General features: G+C 62.9%; 10 protein-coding genes and 4 pseudogenes. 5 read left to right on the top strand and 9 right to left on the bottom strand.

Going from position 1 to position 11,375, the window contains the following annotated elements:
* Positions 1-301, bottom strand: a pseudogene (locus tag HMPREF3148_RS13310) (IS6 family transposase); the annotation flags it as partial.
* 55 nt (positions 302-356) lie between these two features.
* Positions 357-650: pseudogene (locus HMPREF3148_RS13305) on the bottom strand (recombinase family protein); the annotation flags it as partial.
* 350 nt (positions 651-1,000) lie between these two features.
* Here HMPREF3148_RS13305 and HMPREF3148_RS09040 point away from each other — a divergent pair.
* Complete coding sequence (locus HMPREF3148_RS09040) at positions 1,001-1,357, top strand: Cd(II)/Pb(II)-sensing metalloregulatory transcriptional regulator CmtR (protein ID WP_049062945.1); 357 nt, start codon at positions 1,001-1,003, stop codon at positions 1,355-1,357.
* Positions 1,357-1,953, top strand: coding sequence for a cadmium resistance transporter (locus HMPREF3148_RS09035; RefSeq protein ID WP_005530616.1), 597 nt, complete (start codon positions 1,357-1,359; stop codon positions 1,951-1,953). Before HMPREF3148_RS09040 ends, HMPREF3148_RS09035 begins: the two co-directional genes overlap by 1 nt.
* 202 nt (positions 1,954-2,155) lie before the next feature.
* Here the strand turns inward: HMPREF3148_RS09035 and HMPREF3148_RS09030 are convergent.
* The 6 genes and pseudogenes from HMPREF3148_RS09030 to HMPREF3148_RS09005 form a co-directional block, all read right to left on the bottom strand.
* Positions 2,156-2,653 (bottom strand): annotated as a pseudogene (locus tag HMPREF3148_RS09030) (IS6 family transposase); the annotation flags it as partial.
* A 227-nt stretch (positions 2,654-2,880) separates the two neighbouring features.
* Positions 2,881-3,495 (bottom strand): YdhK family protein, encoded by a 615-nt coding sequence (locus HMPREF3148_RS09025; protein WP_049151221.1) that lies wholly within the window; start codon positions 3,493-3,495, stop codon positions 2,881-2,883.
* Positions 3,496-3,542: 47 nt separating this feature from the next.
* A complete protein-coding gene (locus HMPREF3148_RS09020) occupies positions 3,543-5,777 on the bottom strand; it encodes a copper-translocating P-type ATPase (protein WP_049062947.1) in 2,235 nt (744 codons plus the stop codon).
* Between the two features lie 51 nt (positions 5,778-5,828).
* Positions 5,829-6,155, bottom strand: a complete 327-nt coding sequence (locus tag HMPREF3148_RS09015) for a heavy-metal-associated domain-containing protein (RefSeq protein ID WP_049062949.1) — start codon at positions 6,153-6,155, stop codon at positions 5,829-5,831.
* 140 nt (positions 6,156-6,295) lie between these two features.
* Complete coding sequence (locus HMPREF3148_RS09010; RefSeq protein WP_049151223.1) at positions 6,296-7,423, bottom strand: sensor histidine kinase; 1,128 nt, start codon at positions 7,421-7,423, stop codon at positions 6,296-6,298.
* Positions 7,420-8,142: a response regulator transcription factor gene (locus HMPREF3148_RS09005; protein ID WP_049062950.1), complete on the bottom strand. Its 723-nt coding sequence runs from the start codon at positions 8,140-8,142 to the stop codon at positions 7,420-7,422. The genes HMPREF3148_RS09010 and HMPREF3148_RS09005 overlap by 4 nt, the downstream gene beginning before the upstream one ends.
* Positions 8,143-8,546: 404 nt before the next feature.
* On the opposite strand from HMPREF3148_RS09005, the gene HMPREF3148_RS09000 reads away from it, so the two are divergent.
* Both HMPREF3148_RS09000 and HMPREF3148_RS08995 read left to right on the top strand, forming a co-directional pair.
* Positions 8,547-9,122, top strand: coding sequence for a CueP family metal-binding protein (locus HMPREF3148_RS09000; protein WP_049062952.1), 576 nt, complete (start codon positions 8,547-8,549; stop codon positions 9,120-9,122).
* 71 nt (positions 9,123-9,193) lie between these two features.
* Positions 9,194-10,675 carry a multicopper oxidase family protein gene (locus HMPREF3148_RS08995; RefSeq protein ID WP_049062953.1) on the top strand — a complete coding sequence of 494 codons (1,482 nt, stop codon included), beginning with the start codon at positions 9,194-9,196 and terminating at the stop codon, positions 10,673-10,675.
* On the opposite strand, the gene HMPREF3148_RS08990 is transcribed toward HMPREF3148_RS08995, so the two are convergent.
* Positions 10,666-10,980 carry an exonuclease domain-containing protein gene (locus tag HMPREF3148_RS08990; protein WP_100619156.1) on the bottom strand — a complete coding sequence of 105 codons (315 nt, stop codon included), beginning with the start codon at positions 10,978-10,980 and terminating at the stop codon, positions 10,666-10,668. The two genes, HMPREF3148_RS08995 and HMPREF3148_RS08990, sit on opposite strands and share 10 nt — an antisense overlap.
* Here HMPREF3148_RS08990 and HMPREF3148_RS08985 point away from each other — a divergent pair.
* Positions 10,933-11,296: pseudogene (locus HMPREF3148_RS08985) on the top strand (transposase). The gene HMPREF3148_RS08990 and the pseudogene HMPREF3148_RS08985 overlap by 48 nt on opposite strands.
* The last annotated feature ends 79 nt before the right edge of the window (positions 11,297-11,375 follow it).

Raw genomic sequence — 11,375 nt, 5'->3', positions numbered from 1 at the left:
GGCCACCGGCGGTGATCGCCCGATAGAGGTAGCACCATCTGCCGCCGACTCGGATATAGATCTCATCCGCCCGCCAGGAACTGGCCTGCCAGTCAGGTAACGTGTCGGTACCACTGTGTTTGCTTGTCCAGCTCAGGGGCGTATTTCTGGCCCCAGCGGTAGATCGTGGTGTGATCGACTGGCACGCCCCGCGCGGTCATCATTTCCTCCAGATCGCGGTAGCGCACCCCGTAGCGGCAGTACCACCGCACTGCCCACAGGATGATGTCACGGGGAAATGACGACCGGAGAAGATACCCATGACTGTGACTATTTCACGTCGCTCTTCCTACTGCCCCAACTTTGCAACGGCACCGATTCGAGGAATTGACCTTGATGGGATCAGTCAAGGTGCGCACCCCTACCCCACGCTCCTGAAGGTCATGGATCAGGTTGAGAGTGTCGCGGACGGTGCGGCCCAGCCGGTCGAGGGTGTGGACGACAATGACATCTCCCGCGCGGGCTTGCTGGAGTCCGGGCCGATTCGTGGTGGATCCGGATTTCTTGTCGACGTAGATGTATTTATCCGCAACATCTTCTTTACGGAGCGCGTCGATCTGACGGTCGAGGTCTTGTTTTGCGGTGGAAACCCGGGCGTTACCAATATCCATGACCCACAGCGTGCCGGAAGTCTATTCTGCAGCAGGTTTCGCGAGTCAATTCGTTGGAATAGCTTGTGGAACAGTCCTCTCCTGGGGCTGTGTATTTTCAATTGGTTTCATTAAGGGTGTCTCACTTCCTTGGAAGTGGGACACCCTGATCGGTACGTGGGCCGCCACTGGCCTGGGCCGGAAGCTGCCGGCAATAGCCCTCACCTTTAAATCACGTCGGGAACACCGCCAACTAGGCGGCCGCTTCCTTCCTGTGCAGTGAAGGCCTCAGCCTGAAAGTGCAGACGGCCTCTCGCAACGACGCCATCCCATGTTGAAATTAGTTCAGCAACAACTGTATAGTTCAGCACATGCTGACTATTTCTTCTCATCTAGACGTGATGAACCGGTTGGGTCGGGCCATGGCGGATCCGACTCGTTCCCGCATTCTCCTGGCGCTGCTGGAGGGGCCGGCCTACCCGGCCGCTCTCGCCCAGGATCTGGAACTGACGCGCTCGAACGTGTCGAACCATCTCGCTTGCCTGAGGGACTGCGGAATTGTCGCCGAACCGCAGGGGCGACAGACCCGCTACGAGATCGTTGATGCTCATCTGGCGCAGGCGTTGAACGCGTTGCTGGATATCACCCTGGCCGTCGATGACAACGCCGAATGCATCGACGCCGGATGCGCCGTACCTGGGTGTGTCAATGGACAGGAGGGTGCGTAGTGGTAACCGGTCTACTGTCGGCGATTGGTCTGTTTATCGCCACCAATATCGACGACATCATCGTGCTCTCGCTGTTTTTTGCCCGCGGGGCGGGGCAAAAAGGGACCACGCTTCGGATTCTGGCTGGGCAGTACCTCGGCTTCATGGGCATCCTCGCGGCCGCAGTCCTGGTCATGCTGGGGGCAGGAGTATTCCTACCTGCTGAGGCGATCCCGTACTTCGGACTAATTCCCCTGGCCCTGGGACTACGGGCGGCCTGGCAGGCTTGGCGAAGCGATGATGACGACGATGATGATGCGAAGATCGCCGGGAAAAAGGTGGGTGTGCTGACCGTCGCCGGTGTGACGTTTGCCAACGGTGGCGACAATATCGGCGTCTACGTCCCGGTCTTCCTCAACGTGGACACTGCCGCCGTCATCATCTACTGCATCGTTTTCCTCGTCCTGGTGGCAGGCCTGGTCCTGCTGGCAAAGTTCGTGGCCACCCGCCCGCCCATCGCAGAAGTCCTTGAGCGCTGGGAGCACGTGCTGTTCCCGATCGTCCTGATCGGCCTGGGCATCTTCATCCTCGTCAGCGGCGGCGCCTTCGGCCTCTAATAAGCCCATCCCGAGTGAGCTGACCCCCATTTTCTGGACTGGGTTAATTCTAAATGGTTAGGGTCTTTGCGGGGGCCTGGTTCCGATACTGCATCGGGGCCAGGCCCTTGAATCGTTCTTGGAGGGTGCTGTTGCAAGGTTGGGCGGAGGGCAGCGAAGACTCAGTTTCTCATTCCCTGATGGCCGCTGCGTGTGGGCGTTGTTAGGCCGTCTCGAAGACCCGGTTGACGATCACCGCGTCCGGTTTCGGTTGCCCGTGAGGGCAAACATCGTGCCTTGCCTTTTCCGCAATGAGTGCATCGCCTCCATCCCTTTCAACGTCCGATGTGCAGATGTCCGGTTCTTAAACGCGCCTTTCGGCCCGAGGAACCGCTTCAGCCGACCATGGTCGCCTTCCGGGATGTTGTTGAGGTATTTCACCTGCCGGTGTTCCACTGTTGACGGGCAGACTCCCTCTGACTTCAACCCGGCGATTGCCCTGGCTAGGAAGGGTGCTTTATCGGTGTTGATCACTCTGGGATACCCGGCTGACGCATTGGATCTGACGGCCTTGGCCAGGAAACGCTTCGCTGCGGCCACGTTCTGCTTCGGAGAGAGGTAAAAAGTCCAGGGTCTGGTCACCGGCGGTGATCACCGGATAGAGGTAGCACCACCTGCCGCTGACTCGGATATAGGTCTCATCCACCCGCCAGGAACTGGCCGGTGGGCAGAGACAAAGCCCTGGAATGAACTCCTGTCACCAGGGTCATTCCAGGGCATATTTCCCCTGACTAAGAGAAGCAGTGACACAGAAGGTCTACCTCAGCGTGGGCCTTGTGGGCGTGCAGGTTCCGTGTGTGGCTGGTGTGCTGCGGCATGGTCGGTAGCGATTGATGACCGACTCTGGAGCGGGTGCCTTGTCTGGTCTCGCGGTTCAGGGTGGGTGGACTATTCGGCGGGTTGGATCTCGCTCTCGGTGACCCACTTGTGGTTGGTCATCGTCATCCCGTCGACGGTGAGATCAACCATGTAGACCGTCTCCTCGGTGGAGTAATCGATGGTGGCCTCAGCACCCTTCATGCCGGACATGTGCTCGGCATCCAGGACAACGCTCGCCCCGTCGGGCAGGGGGGCCTGACCCGGATCGACGAGCTCCTCATGGACGACCCAGCGGTGGTCGGTAACCGGGGCCCCACCCTCGGTGGGGGTGTAGCTGACCGAATAGGTCGTGGTGTCAAACGCCCCGGAAATGGTGGCTGTGGCCCCGTCCATGCCGGGCATGTGGTCAGCGGTGAGGATGACCTCGGTGCCCACCGGGTACGTGGGATCCTCGGCCTCTTCAATGCCTGCCGGCGGTGCCCCGCCGTCGGCAGGGTGGTCGTGCCCGCCGTGCTCTTCGTCGGCAGTGGTGGTGTCTTCCTGGTGGGTCTCGTTGGTCTCTGCGGTTGCCGTCGTGGTGCTGGTGGTGTCGGCATCGTCGGAGTTGTCGGTGGCGTCGCTGCAGGCGGTCAGCGCCAGGGTGGAGGTCAGTACCAAGGCGGCGAGGGTAATGCTGCGTTTCATGAGCGTTCCTTTCAAAGGTGGTGTGAGTTAGGGGTCGAGGGACAAGGTCAGTCAGTAACGGTTACGGGGGATATCGACCCACTGTGTTCCTCCTTCCCGTCGGTCGGAGCCAGATGAGCCGGATCCAGATCAATGCGGCGCAACAGCTGGGCGTTCAGGGCCACCACGATGGTCGAGGCAGACATCAAGATCGCGCCCACGGCCGGGGACAGCACGAACCCGATCGGGGCGAGCACTCCGGCGGCCAGCGGCACGGCGAGGATGTTGTAGCCAGAGGCCCAGATCAGGTTCTGGATCATCTTGCGGTAGCTGGCCTGGGACAGCTCGATCATCGACAGCACTGCCCGCGGGTCATCACTGGCTAGGACCACCCCGGCAGATTCCATGGCCACATCCGTGCCGGCACCGATGGCGATACCGACATCCGCGCGGGTCAGAGCGGGGGCGTCATTGACACCGTCACCGACCATGGCCACGCTCAAACCCCGGTCCTGCAGCTGCGTGACCTTGGTGTCTTTGTCCTGGGGCAGGACCTCGGCGAAGACCTCATCGATCCCCAGGTCCTTGCCCACTGCCTGGGCCACCTGCTGCGCGTCACCGGTGATCATCGCGACCTTCACCCCGCGGTCCTGCAGGGCTTTCACGGCGGCGCGGGATTCGGGGCGGATCTTGTCCTCGACGGCCACCGCACCGATGATCTGACCGTCGCGGACAATATGGAGCACTCCGGCCCCACGCCCGGTCCAGGCGCTGGTGGTGTCGGTGAGCTCGGCCGGGGTGGTGAGGTTGAACTCGCGCAGCATGTTCGGCCCGCCCACGAGGATCTCAGCGCCATCGACAGTGGCCCGGACTCCCCGGCCGGAGGCGGCGCTGAAACCAGTTGCACGGATTTGCCGACGGGATGCCTCGGGATGGGCGGCCGCGGCAGCCACGATGGCGCGGGCCACGGGGTGTTCACTATCGGCCTCGGCGGCGGCGGCCAGGGCCAGCAGGTGCCCTTCCGAAGTACCGGGCACCGGGGCGACACCGGTGACCGCGTGCGCACCCTCGGTCAGGGTGCCGGTTTTATCGAAGAGCACCACGTCGATGGTGCGCATCCGCTCGAGCGCCATCCGGTCCTTGATGAGCACCCCGGATTTCGCGGCCCGCTCGCTGGAGATCGCAACGACCAACGGAATCGCCAGGCCCAGGGCGTGCGGGCAGGCGATGACCAGCACCGTGACTGTGCGCACCACGGCATCGTCCGGGCTGCCGATAATGGTCCACACCACCGCGGTGATCAGAGCGGAGATCAGCGCGAACCAGAACAACAACGCTGCCGCCCGATCCGCCAGGGCCTGGGCCCGGGAGGAGGACTCCTGGGCGTCGGCAACCATGCGTTGGATCCCGGCCAGGGCGGTGTCCCCGCCGGTAGCCTCCACCCGGATGCGGACGGTGTTGTCGGTGGCCACGGTACCGGCGACCACCTTGTCACCGGTGTCGCGGAAGACGGGACGGGATTCGCCGGTGATCATCGCCTCATCGAATTCGGCGGCTCCGTCGAGGATGGTTCCGTCGGCCGGCACCCGGGCACCGGCCCTCACCAGCACGACGTCGTCGACGACCAGCTCGGAGATGGCCACGGTGCGGGTGGTCCCGTCGATGACTTTCTCGGCCTCATCCGGCAGCAGGGCAGCCAGCGCATCAAGCGCGGAGGACGCGGCCCCGAGAGCGGACATCTCCAGCCAGTGGCCCAGCAGCATGATGGTCACCAGCAGGGCCAGCTCCCACCAGAAGTCCAGCTCAAAACCGCCCAGCCCCAGAGTGGTGACCCAGGAGGCGACAAACGCCACGGTGATGGCCATGGCGATCAGGAGCATCATCCCGGGTTGGCGGGATTTCAGTTCTTTCCACCCGCCCTTGAGGAAAGGCGTTCCGCCGTAGACGAAGATGATCGTGCCTAGCACCGGGGGGATCCAGGTGGATCCGGGGAATGCCGGGAGGTGGTAGCCGAGCAGGTGGGCGACCATGGGGCTGAAAATAACGACGGGAATGGACAGAATCAGAGACCACCAGAAGCGGTCCCGAAACATTGCGGTGCTGTGTCCGGCGTGTTCGCCGTGACCATGCACGTGGTGGTCTTCGTCCAGGGCGGAGTGCGGGTGATCGTGGGGCATCGCCTGGCCGTGGGTGTCGGGATCTGCGTGGTGTTCGTGGCTGGCATGATCTGGGTGGTGGGTGTGGTCTGTTTCCGGAGCGGGGTGATCACCATGGTGATCACCGGAATGGTGGGGAGTGCTCATGACGTTCCTTTCGCTCAACCCGGTCGGGGTCGAGATGATGGGTAAGACTGATCAGGATAAGACGGTGTAGCCGGCCTCCTCGATGGCCCGGCAAACCATCTCCGGAGGTACGACACCGGTGACCGTGACGGTGGAAACTCCACCAGCAGCGAGATCAATCTGGACGTCGTCGACCTGGGGGAGGGCCTGAAGGGCCTGGGTCACGCTTTTCGCGCAGTGCCCGCAGGTCAGGCCGGTGACCTGGTAGCTAGGGGAGGACCCTCCTGCTGACGAGTCGCTGGCGGCAGGGATGGAGGCGGTGTCGGCACGTGAGGCAGGTCCGCAACAGCTGCAGCCGTGGGAGGCCATCGGCAAGAGGCGGGGCGGGGAGGTGAGCATGGGAAAGCTCCTTCGGTTCGGTGGGGTGCGGCGATGCCGCTCTTTAGCATATACCCCCCGGGGGTATATTTTCAGCATACCCCAGGGGGGTATATTTTCAATGGGTCGAGGGCGCGGCCCTCACGCGGGGCAGGGTGTGGTCACCGAGCAGCCTCCTCACTGTCGGGAGGGGGCAGCGGGAGGCGGAGGGTAAAGACCGCTCCGCGACCGGGTCCGGGGGAGGTGGCGGTGAGAGTGCCGCCGTGGGCCTCGATCAATGCCTTGGAGATGGTCAGACCGATACCGGCTCCGGCGGCGTCCCGGCTGCGGGCGGCATCCCCCCGGTAGAAGCGTTCGAAGATGTATCTGAGCTGGTCAGGTGGGATGCCCTCGCCGTCATCGGCGACGTGGATGAGCGCGGTGGACGCCCCCTGTCGGTGGACGCTGATCCGGACCTGCCCGCCGGCCGGGGTGTGCCGTAGCGCGTTCGACAGCAGATTGCTCATCACCTGGCCGAAGCGTTGCCGGTCCACGAGCACCCGGGCGGTGTCTGTAATGGTCTCGACCTGTAAATCGACGCCTTTGACAGCATAAGCTTCCCCCGCGGCAGCAGCGGCGGTATGGAGCAGATCCCCGAGCCCTTCCTCCGCCAGGTCCAAATCGATCCGGCGTTCCTGGGCCCGGGAGACATCGTCAATGTCCTCCATCAACCGGGTCAGGCGGGTGAGTTGGTCCGCCATGATCGTGTGGGTGGCATTATTCCAGTCCACGACCCCGTCCTGGAGACCATCGAGGTAGACCGTGAGCACCGATAAGGGGGTGCCCATTTCGTGGGCCAGATCAGAGAGCATCTGACGGCGGACCTGTTCGGTGTGTTCCAGCCGGTCAGCCATGGTGTTGAAGGCATGCGCCAGGGTGGTGACCTCGGGGCCTGCTTTTCCGGCGGGCACGCGGATACGGGAGTTGCCGGCCGTCAGGCTGGTAGCGGCGCGGGTGAGATCCTGCAGGGGGGTGCGCAGACGACGCGATAACCACAGGCTGGCCAGTAGGGCGCTGATCAAGGCGGTGGGCAGGGCGACGGCCAGGGTGATCAGGTTGGCGCCCCGGTAGGCCTGCTCGGCATGGAACAGCTCCAGCGAGGGGTCTTCCCGGCCGGTCATCAACATATGATCATGGAACAGGGTCGGGCCCACCATCGTGGCCACGGCTGCGGCCACCAGCAGGCTAATCACCACGACCAACACCTGGGCTGCCAGGAAGCGGAAGGTCAGGCCGGGTCGGTGATTCATGGCTGCCCCACCCGGTAGCCCACGCCACGCACGGTGTCGATAAACCCCCGGCCCTGGGTGTCGGTGCCGAGCTTGCGACGCAAGTTGCCGATGTGGACATCGACGATGCGTTCATCACCGACCCAGGTGGTGTCCCAGACCTCGGTGACCAGGTCGTGGCGGGTCAGCACCTGGCCGGGGCGCAGGGCCAGGGCAACCAGCAGCTCGAACTCCGTGCGGGTGAGCTCCACGGTCGTCTCCCCCACCCGCACCTGATGGGCGATGGGGTCAAGGATGAGGTCACCAACGATCAAGGGGGTGGTCACCTGCGGTGGGGTGGTGCTGGTGCGCGGGCGGCGTAGCACCGCATGCACCCGGGTCACCAGTTCTCGGATGCTAAAAGGTTTGGTGATGTAGTCATCCGCCCCCAGGGTCAAACCGCTGATCTTGTCGTCCTCGCTGCCACGCGCGGTGAGCATGAGGATGTAGCAGTCCGAGAAGGTGCGGATCCGTCGGCACACCTCCAGGCCGTCGAGTTCGGGCAGCCCCAGATCCAGCACCACAACATCGGGGGGAAAGCGACGGGCCTCGTCCACGGCCTGGGTACCGGTGTGCGCCTGGCGGGTATCGAAGCCGGCCCGGATGAGGTAGGAGGCCACCATCTGAGCCAGGGGTTGTTCATCATCGACGACCAGCACCCGCCCCGGGGGCGTGGCGGTGGTCGGTGTGTGGTCAGCCATAGACCCCAGTATCGCTCCGGCCAGGGGGGAATACCATCCTCGCTCAGTACCCGGCGGGGAATCTTCATCAAATCTTCAAACATAACCCTTCGACCGCCGTCACCCCTGTGCCCCACCCCGGGCCGGCGGCATCGCCTCCCCTGGTCGGTTCAGCAGGCGCCACCAGGGATTTCACTGCAAGCACCGCATACCCGGGGCGGGTAGAAGGACATCGCCCACGGCTGTGGGGTGGTGTCCCGGTGGTGACCCAGCTCACCGAATTCGCCCTCTTTTCGCCCTGCTATAAGGCTGTGAGCAGGGTTTTTGATTTCTAGTCCGTCAGGCACCCGTGCTAGATAAAGGTATGGCATCGACCTTGGGGCGGTGTCTTCTCACGGTCCTACCCACGATCCAAGGAGATTGACGTGAAACGAGCAGCGATTGCAGTCGCCGCCCTTGCTCTCGCCCTCACGGGGTGTTCGGCCGCCGACCCGGAACCCACCGCCGACGGGACGGTGTCCCAGGATACATTCCTGACTACCCATGGCCTGGCCGCCATGGACGCGGTGGAGATCATTGATCACCTCGACCGGCAGAAGGTCACTGAGCGTCCCACGGATCTGATCGCCTCAGTGCGTACCGATGAACTGTTGCTCTCGAGCGATGACCAGGAAGTCGTGGTCGATCTTCCCGACAATCAGACGTATGTCTCGATCGCACCCTATCTCACCTCCACCCACGACTGCTTCTACCACAGCCTTACGACCTGCCTGGGGGAACTCGGCAATGAGGATATCCAGGTCACGATCACCGATGAGGCGACCGGTGAGGTGCTGGTGGACGAGGCGACAACCACCTTCGACAACGGGTTTATTGGCTTCTGGCTTCCCGATGATGTCACCGGCTTGATTGAGGTCAGCTACCAGGGGCGTACCGGCACCACGGAGTTTTCCACCACCGACGACGGTGCCACCTGTGTCACAGACCTGCGCCTGACGTGATGGCTCAGCAGGGTCCTCACCTGCGCCTGTCTCCCGTGTCACCGAAATCTAGCACCAAGGAAGGTTAAATCATGATGAACGCGTTTTCCCGACGACAGTTTCTGCTCGGCGGGCTCGTCCTCGCTGGCACCGGGGCCGTGGCCGCCTGCACCAGCGACCCTGGACCCGCTGCCTCGGCACCAGGTCCCTCCCTTCGCCCCACTCCCACCCCCACTGCGCTCGGTGAGCCGACGGTGCGCCGGACACTGACCGCCCGGCCCCTCTCTCTGGATATCGGCGGCATCGAAGCCAAGACGTGGGGATACGTCTCTGACACCGGGGATACGGCCATTGAGGCCACCGCCGGCGACGTCCTCCAGGTCGATATCACCAATGAACTGCCTGAGAGCACCTCCATCCACTGGCATGGCATCGCACTCCACAACGCAGCCGACGGTGTGCCCGGCATGACCCAGGACCCCATTGAACCTGGCGAGTCTTTCTCCTATGTTTTTGAAGTCCCCCACGGTGGCACCTACTTCTACCATTCCCACTCCGGCCTGCAGCTTGATCGCGGCCTCCACGCCCCACTGATCGTCCGTGACCCACAAGACGCTGAGGACCAGGACGTCGAGTGGACCATCGTGCTCGACGACTGGGTCGATGGCATTCAGGGCACTCCCGACGATGAGCTCGACAAGCTCACCGGAATGGGTTCGGGCGACCATAACGGGAAGAAGGGGATGGGAGGCCACGGCCATATGATGCACGGCACCCCGGACCGGGTACTGGGCGGGGATGCCGGCGATGTGATGTATCCGCACTACCTCATCAACGGACGTATCCCCCGTGCTCACCGGACCTTCGAGGCTCACCCGGGCAACAAGGCCCGCCTGCGGTTTATCAACTCTGGCGGTGACACCATCTTCAAGGTGGCCCTCGGTGGTCACCGCATGACCGTCACCCACACCGACGGCTTCCCCGTCCAGCCCAGGGAGACCGAATCGATCTACCTGTCGATGGGCGAGCGTGTCGACGTCGAGGTCATCCTCGGCGACGGCATCTTCCCGCTCACGGCTTTGGCGGTGGGTAAAGACGACCGCGCCTTCGCCGTCATCCGCACCGCCGGCGGCCAGGCCCCCCACCCCGATGTCGACTTCCCCGAGTTGTCGTCCACCGGACTGCTTCTGTCCTCCCTGAAGCCAGCAGACCGTGCACTCCTACCCGAGGACACACCAGACCGAGAAGTCAGCATCGACCTGGGCGGGCAGATGATGCCGTACGAATGGAGCATTCTCACCGACGGCCAATCCTCCTCCGCGACCGTGCAGGAGGGCCAGCGTCTGCGGATGGTCATGCGCAACAGGACCATGATGCCCCACCCCATGCACATCCACGGCCACACGTGGGCGCTGCCCGGCAGCGGCGGACTACGCAAGGACACCGTCCTTCTCCGCCACGGTGAAACCATGATCGCCGACCTGATCGCTGACAACCCCGGTGAGTGGGCATTTCACTGCCATAACGCCTATCACATGGAAACCGGGATGCTCAGCTCGCTTCGCTACGAGTAACCCCCACAGCAGGGTTGAATGCCGAGGTGGGGGGGTTTCCCCCGAGTAGTGAACACGGCGTTGGTGTCAGGGGTGAGCAATGTGTGCCAGGAGTCAACGGGATTGAAGTTCGCGTCAGCGCGCACGGCAGCAAGTCCAATGATGCGGTCATAGCGCTTGTTAAAGCCGGTGGTTTCGGTATCAATGACCGCAAAGACCGGCTCGCACGGCATGCGTGGGGTGTAGCGGTTGAGGAGGTTTTCTAAAAAGCCTATGAAGTGCCCCAGGTTTTGTTCCGTTTGAGTAGATGGGAAAATCTGGAACATGCCAAGGAAATTTGACCAGGATGCGAAGGACCGCGTGGTCCGCCTCGTTGAGGACCGCATCTTGGCGGAAAATATGTCGATGCAAGCCGCGTGCCAGGCAGTAGCCCCAAAGCTGGGGGTTTCATGGCACACAGCTCGTCAATGGACCCAGCAGGCCCGCCGTTCGGGAAACACTCCAGAACCTGTGCCTGAAGATTTGGCCGCCGAAAACGCGAGACTACGCCGTGAGAATCAAGAGCTACGCGATACTAATGAGCTGCTGAAGGCTGCCTCAGCTTTTTTCGCGTCGGAACTCGACCCCAAACGTCGGAAATGATCCGATTCATCGATGAACACCGGAATCGTTTCTCTATCGAGTTCATTTGTAAGACGTTGAAGAATAACCGGGCTGGTGG

The organism is Corynebacterium sp. HMSC05D08 (genome assembly GCF_001807215.1).
Taxonomy (GTDB): domain Bacteria; phylum Actinomycetota; class Actinomycetes; order Mycobacteriales; family Mycobacteriaceae; genus Corynebacterium; species Corynebacterium striatum.
The sequence above is the reverse complement of the archived record's forward strand: the minus strand, read 5'-3'. Positions and strand labels throughout refer to the sequence as shown.